Genomic DNA, 14,516 nt, shown 5'->3' with positions numbered 1-14,516 from the left:
GAGTCGATATCCGCGGGTATCGGATTTGGTACTGGTATTCATGCCAGTTATACTGGCGCCGCATTGAGAACGGATGGATAGAATGACAGAGAATCGTGACTTACATTGGATGCAGTTGGCCATGGAGATGGCGCAAAAGGCTGAAGTCCTCGGGGAAGTGCCGGTAGGGGCAGTGCTGGTCAAAGATGACAAGCTTATTGCCTGCGGCTGGAACCAGCCTATTGCCGCCAACGACCCCTGTGCCCACGCGGAAATTCTCTGCCTCAGGCAGGCGGGCAGTCAACTGGAAAACTACCGTCTGCTGGATACTACCCTCTATGTGACGCTGGAGCCTTGCGCCATGTGCGCCGGGGCCATGGTGCATGCCAGGGTGGGGAGACTGGTGTACGGGGCTGCAGATCCCAAGACAGGCGCGGCCGGTTCAGTGCTGGATCTGGTGCGTCATCCCCTGTTCAATCACAAGTTGGCGGTCAGCGCCGGGGTGATGGAACAGGAGTGCAGCGAACAGTTGAGCGCCTTTTTCAGGCGACGCAGACAGGAGCAGAAGGCATTGAAGCAGGCAAGGAAACTTAATCTGCCTGCTGCAGAAAACTGAAGAAGAGTTTGTGACGGTTGAGAATGCGTTTGTGACGGGTTTTAACCAGGCTGCGGCGACGGGCCATTGCATTGTTAATGGTCTTTCTTTTCATAAGCTTACCTTAGTATATTCTGAAGTTTTTGTAATGCTTCCAAGCTAACAGCTTATTTAAGCTTGCGCCAGCCCCAAATGGCGGGCTGCGCATCAAAGCCAGACTGGTTGGCGCGAAAATGAGTCGTGTGCGGGGTTTTCAGTTGGGCTGGGCACCGCTGAGTTCGGTTTCTTCCCCGGCCTGGGATTCCGCTTCTCTTTGTGCCGCCTCTTCCTGAGCCTGCTCCCTGGCCAGGGCTTCCAGTTTGGCCTGATTGTCTATCCACACCAGAGTGTCATAGTAACGGCGAATGCTGTCGACATAATGCACCGCCTCGTTGCCTCTGGCATAGCCATAGCGGGTGTGCTGGTAGTATTTGCGCTTTTGCAGCAAGGGCAATACCTGCTTGAGATCTTTCCAGGCACTGGGGTTAAGGCCTCTGGCCTGTGCCAACTTACGGGCATCCTCCACATGGCCATAGCCTATGTTGTAAGAGGCGAGGGCAAACCACATCCGCTCCTCCTCCGGAATAGACTCAGGCAGGCGTACCAAAATGTCGCTCAGATAACGGGCACCGCCACGGATGCTCTGCTCGGGATCGAGGCGATTCTCCACTCCCAACTGTTTGGCGGTTGCCAGGGTCAGCATCATCATGCCGCGCACGCCGGTCGGTGAGCGGGCCCTGGGGTTCCAGTGCGACTCCTGATAACTGGTGGCGGCCAGCTTGCGCCAGTCGAGTTCACCGGCATAGGTTTCAAACAGATGGCGGTACTTGGGCAGCTTGCTGTCGACCGCGCGGATAAAGGCGCGGGTGTCAACATAGTCGAAACGTTTGACATGGCCGAAGTACTTTTCCACCAAGTGTTCTAGCGTGCCGTCTCTTTGTTCCTGGTGCCAGAAACGCAGCAGTTGGCTCATCAGTTGATCGCTGCCCCTGGGAGGCAACAGCCAAACCACAGCCTGTTGCTGCTCCAGCACCTGGCCGGATCTCAGCTCAGGCATAAAACGGCGATTGATATTGATGCTGGTGGAATCTGAAATGGTGTAGCTGAGTTCGCCGCTGGCTATCATGCTCAGTAGCTCTTCATTATCTTTATCTGCGACCTGTTGCCACTCAAGGTTGGGATTATCTGCCTTGAGTCGGTTCAGGGTTTCCACAAACGACGAGTCGGCTATCACAGTAACAGGCGCATCCAGGGCGTTGAGATCTTTGGGAACAGGGGTGCCGGCGCGGTAGACCATCACCTGATTGACCCGATAAAGCGGCGGCCCGAGACGAAACTGTTGTCTGCGGCTCCGGGTATCCGACAGCCCGGCGGCAATCAAATCTATCTCGTTTTGTTTCAGCGCCTGGTAGAGCTCATTGATATTGCCATAGGGTTTCATCTCCAGCGGCTTGCTGAGAAAGTCGGCGAAACGCGCCGCCATCTCATAATCAAACCCGGCGCTGCCCTGGGTGGAAGAAACATAGATTTGTGGGCCATAGAGGGTGCCAACCCTGAGTTCCTTGGCCTCATTCACCGCCGGGGTTACCTGAGCTTCATCCACGACAGGTTGCCGGCAGCCTGCCAGCAAGATTATCAGGGTGAGAGTCGCGGTGAATCGTTTCATTATCTATCGGTAAAAGCCCTTAGCCTGTGGTTTGCCGCTGAGATAGGGGTTATTCCTTTTGTTTGATTAATTTGTAAATAAATTCAATGAATTGCGTCTTGGTTGCAGGCCTGGTATCCCCGTGATTGAACCATGGGGTCAGGCACCGGAGGGTATATTACCCCATAGGATTACTTTATATCACAGGAAACACTGTTTTAAGCAAAGTCTGAGGTGATTTGTAGGGCGCATTTACCTATAATAGCGCCACCTCTGACCCTGTAATTATAAATAATAAGGTGATAAGACGTGATGGAGATCATCCGCGGAGCCCCCGCACTCTCGGCATTCAGAGTGCAAAAGCTGATGCAGGCCTGTGAAGCCGCCCAGCTTCCGGTAAAGCAAATCTATGCCGAATATGTTCATTTGGCTTATCTGAGCGAAGCGCTCAACCCCGATGACCAAGCGCAGTTGAGTAAGATTCTAACCTACGGTCCGGCCATCGAATCCCACGAGCCCCAAGGCACTCTCCTGTTTGTTACTCCCCGTCCCGGTACTATTTCTCCCTGGTCTTCCAAAGCCACCGACATCGCCCAAAACTGCGGCCTCAAGCAGGTAAAACGTTTGGAACGCGGTCTGGCTTATTATGTGGAATCCGACGCTCTGAGCAGCGAACAGCTCAAGAGCCTCAAGGCGCTGCTGCACGACCGCATGATGGAAGTGGTACTGGACAGCTTTGAAGCGGCCGATGTGCTGTTTGCCCGCACTGAGCCCAAGCCTTTTGTCAGCGTCAACATTCTCGGCGAAGGCCGCCGGGCGCTGGAAATCGCCAACCGCGAAATGGGCCTGGCGTTGGCCGATGATGAAATCGACTACCTGGTCACCAATTTCCTGCGCCTTGAGCGCAACCCCAACGACATTGAACTTATGATGTTCGCCCAGGCGAACTCAGAGCACTGTCGTCACAAGATCTTCAACGCCGATTGGACCATTGACGGCGAAGTGCAGCCCAAGTCGCTGTTCAAGATGATCAAGAATACCTATGAGAAGACCCCGGACTATGTGTTGTCGGCCTATAAAGACAACGCCGCGGTAATGACAGGTTTTGAAGCCGGGCGTTTCTTCCCCGACAGTGACGGCGTTTATCGCTATCACACAGAGCCGATGCATATTCTGATGAAGGTGGAGACCCACAACCACCCGACCGCCATCAGTCCTTATCCTGGTGCTGCCACAGGCTCGGGCGGTGAAATCCGTGACGAAGGCGCTACCGGCCGCGGCTCCAAGCCCAAGGCGGGTTTAACCGGCTTCAGCGTATCCAACCTCAAGATCCCTGGCTTTGTGCAGCCTTGGGAAGGCGACTACGGCAAGCCGGACCGGATTGTGACTGCCTTTGACATCATGATCGACGGCCCTCTGGGCGGCGCCGCTTTCAACAACGAATTCGGTCGTCCGGCTCTGCTGGGTTACTTCCGCACCTATGAGCAGCAGGTTTGCAGCCACAATGGTGTCGAGGTGCGCGGTTATCACAAGCCTATTATGCTGGCCGGCGGCCTTGGCAACATTCGCGAAGAGCACGTACAGAAAGGGGAGATCTCCTTAGGCGCCAAGCTGATTGTACTGGGTGGCCCGGCGATGAACATTGGCCTTGGCGGCGGCGCGGCTTCCTCCATGGCGTCCGGCCAGTCCAGTGAAGATCTGGACTTTGCCTCGGTGCAGCGGGAAAACCCGGAAATGGAACGCCGCTGTCAGGAGGTTATCGACCGCTGCTGGCAGATGGGCGATGCCAACCCCATCCAGTTTATTCACGATGTGGGCGCCGGTGGTTTGTCCAACGCCTTCCCTGAGCTGGTCAGCGATGCCGGTCGCGGCGGTAAGTTTGAGCTGCGTAACGTGCCTTCCGATGAGCCAGGCATGAGTCCGCTGGAGATCTGGTGTAACGAATCCCAGGAGCGTTATGTGCTGTCTGTGGCAGCCGAAAACCTGGATACCTTCGCCGCCATTTGTGAGCGCGAGCGTGCGCCATTTGCCGTGGTGGGCGAGGCGGTTGCCGAGCAGCACCTGAGCCTGAGCGATGAGCACTTTGACAACAAGCCTATCGACTTGCCGCTGGAAGTCTTGTTGGGCAAACCACCCAAGATGAGCCGTGATGTAGTGAGTCAAAAGGCGCAGTCTGCGGCGCTGGATGAAGCTTCCATCGATCTCGCACAAGCCGTTAAGCGGGTGCTGACTCTGCCAACCGTTGCCGACAAGAGCTTCTTGATCACCATAGGCGATCGCACGGTAACCGGCTTGGTGAACCGCGATCAGATGGTCGGCCCCTGGCAGGTACCTGTGGCGGATTGCGCCGTTACCGCCGCCTCGTTCGACAGCTATGTGGGCGAAGCCATGTCCATGGGTGAGCGCACTCCGCTGGCCTTGCTGGATTTTGGCGCCTCGGCGCGGATGGCCGTGGCCGAATCCTTGCTGAACATGGCCGGTGCCGATATCGGCTCACTGAAGCGCATTAAGCTGTCGGCCAACTGGATGTCTGCAGCCGGTCACCCAGGTGAAGATGCCGGCCTCTATGAGGCGGTCAAGGCGGTGGGCGAAGAGCTGTGTCCCGAGCTTGAACTGACCATTCCCGTGGGCAAAGACTCAATGTCGATGAAGACCGCCTGGGAAGACAGGGGCGAGCAGAAGGCGGTTACTGCCCCTATGTCGCTGATCATCTCCGCCTTCGGTGCGGTGCGCGACATTCGCAATACCGTGACCCCTGAGCTGCGTACCGACAAGGGCGAAACCCTACTGCTGCTGGCCGATCTGGCCAAGGGCAAGACTCGTCTGGGTGGTTCCTGTCTGGCGCAGGTGTTCGGTGAGCTGGGCGATATCGCGCCGGATCTGGATCAGGCAGCCGTATTGAAAGGTTTCTTCGAGGTGACTCAACAGTTGGTGGCCGAGCGGAGTTTGCTGGCTTACCACGACAAGAGTGACGGCGGTCTGTTCACCACCTTGGTGGAGATGGCCTTCGCCGGTCACACTGGCCTGAATGTGGATATTTCTGCGCTGGCCGGCAGCGCCCTGGCGCGCCTGTTCAACGAAGAGTTGGGCGCCGTGCTGCAGGTGAGCAAAGACCAAGCCGCCGAGATTATCAAGGCTTACACTGATGCCGGTGTGGATTGTCATCCGATAGCAGAGCTGAGCGACGATGGCCGCATCCGTATCCAGGATCAAGGTGCTGAAATTTATAGTGCTTCACGCACCGAGCTGCGTAAGCTCTGGTCTGAAACCACCTACAGAATGCAGGCGCTCAGGGACAACCCTGAGTGTGCCCGTGAAGAGTTTGACCTCAAGCTGGATGAAACCGATCCAGGCCTGACGGTTAACTTAAGCTTTGATCCGGCAGAAGATGTTGCCGCGCCTTATATCCTCAAGGGCGTTGCGCCCAAGATGGCGATTTTGCGTGAGCAAGGGGTCAACTCGCATATTGAGATGGCAGCTGCGTTCGAGCGTGCCGGTTTTGAAAGCCGCGATGTGCATATGTCGGATATCCTCAGTGGCCGTATCAGCCTGGAAGAGTTCCAGGGACTGGTGGCCTGTGGTGGCTTCTCTTACGGTGATGTACTGGGCGCCGGTGAAGGTTGGGCCAAGTCCATCCTGTTCAACAGCCGTGCCCGTGAGGACTTCAGCCGCTTCTTCGAGCGTGCCGACAGCTTTGCTCTGGGTGTTTGTAACGGTTGCCAGATGCTCTCCAACCTCAAGGAGATCATTCCGGGTACCGAGCATTGGCCGCACTTTGTCCGTAACCGCTCTGAACGCTTTGAAGCGCGTTTTAGCCTGGTGGAAGTGCAGCAAAGCCCATCGCTGTTCTTCAGCGGTATGGCCGGCTCCAGAATGCCGATTGCCGTTTCCCACGGGGAAGGGCGTGCCGAGTTTGCTTCAGCTGCCGCCATGGCGGCTGCCGAGCAGAGCGGCACTGTGGCGCTGCGTTATGTCAATGGTAAAGGTGAGGTGGCCAGCTTGTATCCACAGAACCCCAACGGCTCGCCCAACGGCTTGTCCGGGATCTGTAGCCTGGATGGCAAAGTCACCATCATGATGCCTCACCCTGAGCGGGTGTTCCGCACAGTCGCCAACTCCTGGCATCCGGAAAACTGGGGTGAAGACAGCCCTTGGATGAGAATGTTCCGTAACGCCAGAGTGAAGTTGGGATAAGGTTAAAAATCATCCCATAAAGGGTAAAAAAAGGCGGGTATTTATAACCCGCCTTTTTTATTTAACTTTTGCCCTACAGTAAAAACTTTAAATCATCAATAGGTTGCACTTTGTTCAATATATTCTTATGTATTGAAGTGTCAAAATGCAGGCTTTACAGCGCTTAACAGGCTAAAGCCGGACTAAGGCTGGAATCACTCTTTAATGGCTGCAGAGACGAAAAAGCCCCATAGGAATACCTATGGGGCCGTTTTGCGCTAACAAAACTTCAAGACAAGCAGTTGCTCAGCTGTGATTAGTAAACCAGTTGAGACTTGTAAAGTTCAACAAAAACAGGCTTGTAGCAGTTAACCAGACGTTCAAAAAACTTTTTCATAACGATATCTCCACACAAAGTTCAGTCAATGTGCGCGGAGGAAGGTCTGCAGATATTGATGTCGGCCGACCCGAGCGTCTCCTTAACACAGGCTACATATTAGTCAACCCTGGCGGCTTTATCAAACGAGAAATAATATGATATGAGATTAGAAAAATTAATCTGAATTTTTGGTGGTTTTTATGTTTGGTTAATTGGCTTTTATTTATTTTACCATAATCAAAAGGTTAAAAAATAATGAGATCGAAGTCACACGATTTGAGTTAGCATATTTAACCTTGAAAATTGTTAAAAAGTTTATTTTGGCTAGTTTATACATGTTTTTTCATAAAGCATCCAAAATGATGAATTATTTATAGTTGGTGCAAATGCTCTAACAGGATTTTGTCACAAAGTCAATACTCATCCTTGGTGGCTGTGTGCCCCTCCGCAAAACCCAGCTAAAGCCCGGAGTTTGATTGATTTGCGTCAAATTCAAGTGGTATAAAATCAGGGCAAATCTTAGCTGAACTAATAACGCAAGTGCCTGATATTAAATAATTTGCAAATATTGGAACACTGGCAAATGCTGATGCTGATCGCATAAATCTGCAAAAGCGTGATTCGTCTCTCGTTAAGGCCGCCAAAAACCGATTTTTAAGCTTTTGGTGAGTTAAAGCGCAGCAACGCGAATCATTTGGGTGGTTTATCCGGGTTTCCGGGTAGATAAGAAATTAATGAACTAAGCTATCCAACTCACCACCTGTTGTCTTTGATGGGGATCTGAAGACAACGGGCGGAGCACCATGTAAGGAGTCACAAATGATAGTTGAAGAAGTCGTTGAGCTATCGCGCATACAATTCGCGCTGACAGCCATGTATCACTTCTTGTTTGTTCCTTTGACTTTGGGTTTGGCCTTCCTGCTGGCAATCATGGAATCACTCTATGTGATGACAGATAAGCAGATCTACAAGGACATGACTAAATTCTGGGGCAAACTTTTCGGTATTAACTTTGCCCTGGGGGTTACCACAGGTCTGGCAATGGAGTTCCAGTTCGGTACCAACTGGTCCTACTACTCACACTATGTGGGTGACATTTTCGGTGCTCCTCTTGCGATTGAGGGCTTGATGGCCTTCTTCCTGGAATCCACTTTCGTGGGTATGTTCTTCTTCGGTTGGGACAGATTCTCCAAGCGTCAACACTTGGCTGTGACCTGGTTGGTTGCATTGGGAAGTAATTTGTCTGCGCTGTGGATCCTGGTCGCCAACGGCTGGATGCAAAACCCTGTGGGTAGCGTGTTCAACTATGAAACCATGCGCATGGAAATGACCAGCTTCGCTGAAGTGGTATTTAACCCAGTTGCTCAGGTTAAATTTGTTCACACTGTCGCTTCCGGTTATGTAGCCGGTGCCATGTTTGTTCTGGCTATCAGTTCTTACTACATCCTCAAGAAGCGTGACCTGCCATTTGCCCGCCGCTCTTTCGCCATTGCGGCGAGTTTTGGTATGGCCTCTATCCTGTCTGTTATCGTACTGGGTGACGAATCCGGTTATAAAGTTGGTGAAGCTCAGCGGGTGAAACTGGCAGCGATTGAAGCTGAATGGCACACAGAGCCTGCTCCGGCAGCCTTTACTGCGATAGGTTTCCCTAACCAGGAAACCATGCATACCGACTATGCCATCAAGATCCCATATGCCATGGGTATCATAGCTACTCGTTCTATCGATGAAGAAGTGACAGGTATCAAGGATCTGATCGCCGAGCACGAAGTTCGCATCCGCAACGGTATGAAGGCTTATGCCCTGCTTGAGCAGTTGCGTGCCGCCAAGGCTGACCCTGCTATTGAGGAAGATCCTGCGGTTCGCGCGGCTTTCGAAGAGCAGAAAGTTGACCTGGGTTACGGTCTGTTGCTGAAGCGCTACACAGATAAAGTGGTCGATGCCACCGAAGAGCAGATTAAGGCGGCCGCAAGGGATTCTATTCCAAGCGTAGCACCGCTGTTCTGGAGCTTCCGTATCATGGTGGGCCTTGGTTTCGTCATGCTGGTAGTGTTTGCAGCTGCCTTCTGGCAGAGCACCCGTCATCAGATTGAAGAGAAGAAGTGGGTACTCAAAGCTGCGCTCTACAGCTTGCCTCTGCCTTGGATCGCCATCGAGTGTGGTTGGTTTGTGGCCGAGTATGGTCGTCAGCCATGGACTATCTCCGAGATTCTCCCGACCTTTGTGTCTGCTTCCAGCCTGACGGCGGCCGATCTCTGGTTCAGTATCATCAGCATTACTCTGTTCTACACTGTGCTGTTGGTTATCGAGCTCTTCCTGATGTTCAAGTTTGCGCGCCTGGGTCCAAGCAGTCTCAAGACCGGCCGTTATCACTTTGAAAAACTAGAAGCCTGAGCAGAGGGATTTCATTATGTTTGATTATGAAATATTAAGATTTATCTGGTGGTTGTTAGTTGGCGTCTTGCTCATAGGCTTCGCTATTACTGATGGCTTTGACATGGGGGTAGGTGCCTTACTGCCAATCTTGGGTAAGGACGATACCGAGCGCCGGGTGATGATTAACACGGTTGCTCCTCACTGGGATGGTAACCAGGTGTGGTTGATCACCGGTGCCGGTGCCCTGTTCGCCGCTTGGCCTACTGTATATGCCGTTTCTTTTTCCGGCTTTTACGTGGCCATGATCATAGTGTTGCTGGCGCTGTACCTGCGTCCTGTAGGTTTCGACTATCGCTCCAAGATAGAAGATCCACGCTGGCGCAAGAGCTGGGACTGGGCATTGTTTGTCGCAGGTTTTGTTCCTCCGCTGATTATAGGTGTTGCCTTCGGTAACCTGCTGCAAGGCGTGCCTTTCAGCTTCGACGAGTACCTGCGTGCCCACTATGATGGTGGCCTGTTCGGTCTGCTCAATGGCTTTGGCCTGTTGGCCGGTCTGGTCAGTGCCTGTATGTTCATGATGCAGGGTGCTTGCTGGTTGCAGATGAAGACCGAAGGTGAGCTGCGCAATCGCGCCGCTGCAGCTTCACAGTTGACCGCACTGCTGCTGATTGTACTGTTCGGTGCAGCCGGTGTGTGGCTGGCTACCGGTATTGATGGCTATGTGGTGACTTCGGCTCTGGATACTAACGCCGTATCTGACCCAACCATGAAGACAGTTGAAGTTGTTTCCGGTGCTTGGATGGCCAACTACGACAAGTACCCAGTGACCATGCTGTTCCCTGCTTTGGGCCTGTTGGCGCCGGCCTTGGTGCTGCTGACCAGCCGTATGGGGCGTAGCGGTTTCGCCTTCCTGTTCAGCTCACTGGCCATTGCCGGTATCATCCTGACCTGTGGCGCGGCTATGTTCCCATTCGTGATGCCTTCATCACAGGAGCCTAACGTCAGTCTGACCATGTGGGACGCTACCGCCAGCCAGATGACTCTGACTGTGATGACTTGGGTTGCGATCATCTTTGTACCAACAGTGTTGAGTTACACCTGCTGGACTTACTACAAGATGTATGGCCGTCTGAACCGTCAGCACATTGAAAACAACAGCACATCACTTTACTAAGGAGCCTGAATTATGTGGTATTTCACTTGGATACTCGGCATTTTATTGGCTTGTTCCTTCGGTATCATCAATGCTCTCTGGTTGGAAAATACAGAGAACATGGATAGAGACACTGAAGAGAAGTGATAGCTTGAGTTAGAATCGAAAGCCTCCGCCTGCGGGGGCTTTTGTCTTTTTAAGGGGGCTATGGTGGCAAATGATGAGTTAGAGCCGAGAGGGCCGCAGCAGGTCAGTGAAAGTGAGGCGGCTGAGCTGATTGAAAACTGGCTCAGGCAGGACAGGATGCGAATGCAGGCACTTGAGTGTGTTGCAAACCTTGGGCCTATTGATGCCTGGGTAGCCGCGGGATTTGTCCGTAATCTGGTGTGGGACAAGTTGCACGGCAGTGTATCCAGGCTCAGCGATATAGATGTGCTCTACTTTGAGCCAAACGACAGCTCGGAAGTCACCGACAGGGCCTATGAGGCCAAGTTGGCCACAGCACTCGACTTACCATGGTCGGTAAAGAACCAGGCCAGAATGCACCTTAAAAACCACCATAAACCCTATACTTCAGTGATTGATGCCATGAGTTACTGGCCAGAGCAGCAAACGGCCCTGGCTGTCAGGTTGAGGGCAGGGGAGCTGCAACTGCTCAATCTGTTCCCGCTTGGCCCATTACTGGCGTTGGAACTCAGTCCTAATCCCAAGAGCACTCCCGGCGTATTCGAGAGTCGGCTCAAGGCTAAGAACTGGTTGGCAAACTATCCGTTGCTGAAGAGGCTTTACTGAGTACTTTCTCAAGCATTCTCTGACACATTTATCTTGCCGATTGCAGTTATCTGGCATCCTCTGTTTCCTTTCCTCTCCAGTTAAAAACACCATTCTGTAAGTGCTGGTCAGCATATCTTACTGTGACTGATTGTTAATTTTTGGTTGTGAGCGCCTCGAGCGTCATTGCTCGAAAAATGTACTTTTCTTTCACTTTGGGGTTAGTGGAGTTTTGAACTGGCTCACTTATTTTAAAGGTGCAATATCAATAAATCTTTATTTTATGTGATCTGTTTCGCGCTTGCAGTATCTAAATCTGGGTACCTCTTAAAACGCTTGATGCAGATCAAAAATGTGAAGAGTTAAATCTGGCAGTGTGGCCTCAGTTGTTATGGATGTAATAAAAAACAAAGCGCTGTGTTGTCGCTACGGAGTGAGATGATGAAAAAAAATATCGTATCAGGATTGATTGCCGCCGCCCTTTTTTCTACTGTTGCTGCCCCTGCACTGGCCCACAAGGCCGGTGACTTTATTGTTCGTGCCGGTGCCGTTGTGGTAGCCCCGGACGAGTCCAGCCCGGTTGTGGCCGATATCGCCTCTTTTGGCGTGGACAATAACACCCAGTTGGGTCTGAACTTCGGCTATATGCTGACAGATAACTTTGGTATCGAACTGCTGGCTGCGACCCCGTTCAGCCATGACGTATCTCTGGGTGCTCTCGGCAAGATTGCCGAAACCAAGCACCTGCCGCCTACCTTGGTGGCCCAGTACTACTTCGGTAATGCCGAGTCCAAGCTGCGTCCTTACGTGGGTGTCGGGGTTAACTACACCAACTTCTTCGACAATGACTTCACCGATGAAGCTAAAGGTCTGGGTCTGGATAACCTGAGTTTGAGCAACTCTTGGGGCTGGGCCGCACAAGTGGGTCTGGATTATCAGATCAACGATAACTGGCTGGTAAATGCTTCAGTGTGGTACGCCAAGATCAGCACAGACGTGAAATTCACTATGGGCGGTGCCGAGCAGGTTGTCGATACTGACATAGATCCTTGGGTCTATATGATCAGTGTCGGTTACACCTTCTGATCTCCCCCAAACCCAGCTCCCAACCCAAAGCTCCCAACTATTGAAAAGGCGCCTCTGGCGCCTTTTTTGTCATTGGCGTCAGCTGTATGTTTTTCCTCTGAGGAAAATACTCTTGTCTTGATGGCAACTCGCTGGCATCAGTCCGGGCATTTATGCTGACAAGCAAATTCCTGCTCTATCAACTGATCCATGCGTTATTACCTTATCTGTGCCTTTGCCTTGGTTTTACTCTATCCATTGGGGATCGATCTTTACTTGGTTGGCTTGCCCGAGATAGCCCACACCCTGAACGCCGATGAGGCTCAATTGCACAACGCCTTTTCCTGTTATCTGGCGGGCATGGCTCTGGCCATGTTGCTCGGTGGGCATCTTGCCGATAGGCTTGGGCGCAAGCCGGTAGCCCTTTGCGGAGCGTTGATTTTTGTGCTGTCGTCGATTTGGGCCGCCACTACTCTATCAATCACGGCGTTTTTGTTTGCCAGGGCCGGACAGGGTATAGGTGCCGGAGCGGCCTATCTGGTGACCTTTGCCATTCTGCGGGATGTGCTTGATGACCAAAGACGAGCCAAAGTCTTGTCGATGATAAATGGAATTACCTGCATAGTGCCGGTTTTAGCGCCTGTGCTGGGGCATCTGGTTTTGCTGTATTTTCACTGGCCGGCGCTGTTTGTATTGATGGCTTTGTTGGCTGCGGCGGCGCTGTTTTTGTGTTTGGGTTTGCAAGAGTCGCTTCCGGCCAAGACGGCGGGAGAATTGATAGCCGGTGAATCCTTGCTCTGTGTGACTTTCGTCAGTCGCTTATTGATCAGTTGTCTGGCCGTGACAGCGATACTCACCTTCGTCAATACTTCGCCCATGCTGTTGATGGAGCAGTTAGGGCTCGACAGTGGTGGCTACGCCTCGGCCATGGGTGGTTTGGCACTGGTAAGCATGGTTATGGCCTTTATTTCTCCCTGGCTAATAGATTCGATTGGCCAACAACGCATGTTGCAACTGTCGCAACTGGCTTTTGCCTTGGCGGCTACTGTACTGCTGTTGGCTGCGTCTCTGGCCACAGAGCTTTGGCTATATTTGCTGGGCATTGGCTTTGTTTGCGCCGGCTTTTCTGTGGGGTTCGGGGTCACTATGAGCCAGGCTCTGGCCCCCTTTGCTCAGTGCTCGGCTCTGGCAAGTTCCATATTGGGGATCTGCCAGATAAGTTGGTCTGGAGCCTTCATTGCGATAAGTGCCTGGTTTGGACTGACGGCGAGCACCATGTTGATACTGAGCTTGCTGATCGCCGCTTTGGGCAGCATCATACTCCTGTATTTTACCTCGCGCGCTCCAATTAAGACCAATAGCCAATGGAAGCAAGATGAACAGAGCCTTACATCGCCTCGATCTTAACCTCTTGGTCACGCTGCAGATCCTCCTCAGTGAGCGTAGTGTTACCAGAGCGGCCAAACGCCTGTCGGTAACACCTTCTGCCGTGAGTAAATCTTTGACCAAGTTACGTCATTGGTTCGATGACCCTCTATTGGTTCGTTCTCCCCAAGGGCTGTTGCCGACGCCATTGGCGTTGGCATTGGCCGAAGAGTTGGCCGAGCTGTTTCAGTTGGCCAGCAGTATAGTGGCCAAACGCAATGTTGAAGTTCCCAAAGGGGTAGAGTTTCAGCTGATGTTGGAGTCACCATTCTACCTCGAATTGTTGCCTGAACTTCCTGGGTTGATTGATGCTCATTTCCCTGATTCCGTGGTGCGGATCCGCAATTGGGACTATGACTCCCTGGACGCCATTATTTCCGGCAAGGCTGACTTGGGGCTATCGGGGCGTGAGAGTCATCCCGGCTCGCGGGAGACGCTGGCACTCTTGCCTGCGGCCGTGGATTATGAGGTCTTGTTCAGCGACGAGCCCTTGGTATATCTGCGGAAAGATCATCCCGCACTGCAACAAGTCTGGAGCCTGGAGACATTCCTTGAGTATCGGCAAATCAATATCGAGTGGGAAAAATGTGAGGGCTGGGCTCTGGATAGCCTGCTGGCTGAAAAAGGTCTGAAGCGGGATATCGCGTTGTCGGTTTCCCTGTTTGAGCAATCTTTATGGCTGGCATCACAGCCCGGGTCGCAGCTGTTAACCACGGCTCCTGGCTATTGCCGGACCTATGCGGCCAGGACATGCCCTGAGCTGGTGACCCGGCCATTGCCAATGGTTGCGGAAGATAGGGAAAAGCTCACCATTCTCTTTACCCTGATGTGGCACAAACGCAACAGCCACAATCCCAAGTTGCGCTGGCTTAAGGAAACCATTCGCCGGCAATTGGAACAGCGGCTGTCGCTTTAA

Annotated in this window: 10 protein-coding genes; 9 read left to right on the top strand and 1 reads right to left on the bottom strand. The window is 52.7% G+C overall.

What is annotated here, in order from left to right; genetic code table 11:
* Positions 1-82 precede the first annotated feature (82 nt).
* On the top strand, positions 83-595 hold the full coding sequence (gene tadA / locus ON072_RS02320; protein ID WP_315903428.1) for a tRNA adenosine(34) deaminase TadA: 513 nt from the start codon (positions 83-85) through the stop codon (positions 593-595).
* Positions 596-827: 232 nt separating this feature from the next.
* On the opposite strand, the gene mltF is transcribed toward tadA, so the two are convergent.
* Complete coding sequence (mltF, locus tag ON072_RS02315; protein WP_261752758.1) at positions 828-2,279, bottom strand: membrane-bound lytic murein transglycosylase MltF; 1,452 nt, start codon at positions 2,277-2,279, stop codon at positions 828-830.
* Between the two features lie 291 nt (positions 2,280-2,570).
* Here mltF and purL point away from each other — a divergent pair, with 291 nt between their 5' ends.
* The 8 genes from purL to yidZ all read left to right on the top strand — a co-directional run bounded on the left by purL (position 2,571) and on the right by yidZ (position 14,516).
* On the top strand, positions 2,571-6,452 hold the full coding sequence (gene purL / locus ON072_RS02310; RefSeq protein WP_274625938.1) for a phosphoribosylformylglycinamidine synthase: 3,882 nt from the start codon (positions 2,571-2,573) through the stop codon (positions 6,450-6,452).
* A 1,177-nt stretch (positions 6,453-7,629) separates the two neighbouring features.
* Entirely contained in the window at positions 7,630-9,204 is a 1,575-nt protein-coding gene (locus tag ON072_RS02305; protein ID WP_025886552.1) for a cytochrome ubiquinol oxidase subunit I, read from the top strand.
* 16 nt (positions 9,205-9,220) lie between these two features.
* Positions 9,221-10,360, top strand: coding sequence for a cytochrome d ubiquinol oxidase subunit II (cydB, locus tag ON072_RS02300; RefSeq protein ID WP_028779211.1), 1,140 nt, complete (start codon positions 9,221-9,223; stop codon positions 10,358-10,360).
* A gap of 12 nt (positions 10,361-10,372) precedes the next feature.
* Complete coding sequence (gene cydX, locus ON072_RS02295) at positions 10,373-10,486, top strand: cytochrome bd-I oxidase subunit CydX (protein ID WP_025009779.1); 114 nt, start codon at positions 10,373-10,375, stop codon at positions 10,484-10,486.
* Between the two features lie 60 nt (positions 10,487-10,546).
* Positions 10,547-11,131, top strand: coding sequence for a nucleotidyltransferase family protein (locus tag ON072_RS02290; RefSeq protein WP_107004550.1), 585 nt, complete (start codon positions 10,547-10,549; stop codon positions 11,129-11,131).
* A 417-nt stretch (positions 11,132-11,548) separates the two neighbouring features.
* A complete protein-coding gene (ompW, locus tag ON072_RS02285; RefSeq protein ID WP_025009781.1) occupies positions 11,549-12,196 on the top strand; it encodes an outer membrane protein OmpW in 648 nt (215 codons plus the stop codon).
* 189 nt (positions 12,197-12,385) lie between these two features.
* Positions 12,386-13,582, top strand: a complete 1,197-nt coding sequence (locus ON072_RS02280) for an MdtL family multidrug efflux MFS transporter (protein ID WP_144218879.1) — start codon at positions 12,386-12,388, stop codon at positions 13,580-13,582.
* Positions 13,551-14,516: an HTH-type transcriptional regulator YidZ gene (gene yidZ / locus ON072_RS02275; RefSeq protein ID WP_071238879.1), complete on the top strand. Its 966-nt coding sequence runs from the start codon at positions 13,551-13,553 to the stop codon at positions 14,514-14,516. Before ON072_RS02280 ends, yidZ begins: the two co-directional genes overlap by 32 nt.

The sequence above is a fragment of the Shewanella sp. K8 genome, assembly GCF_028823715.1.
In the GTDB taxonomy this organism is placed as follows: domain Bacteria; phylum Pseudomonadota; class Gammaproteobacteria; order Enterobacterales; family Shewanellaceae; genus Shewanella; species Shewanella algae.
This window is presented reverse-complemented; position numbering and strand designations above follow the sequence as displayed.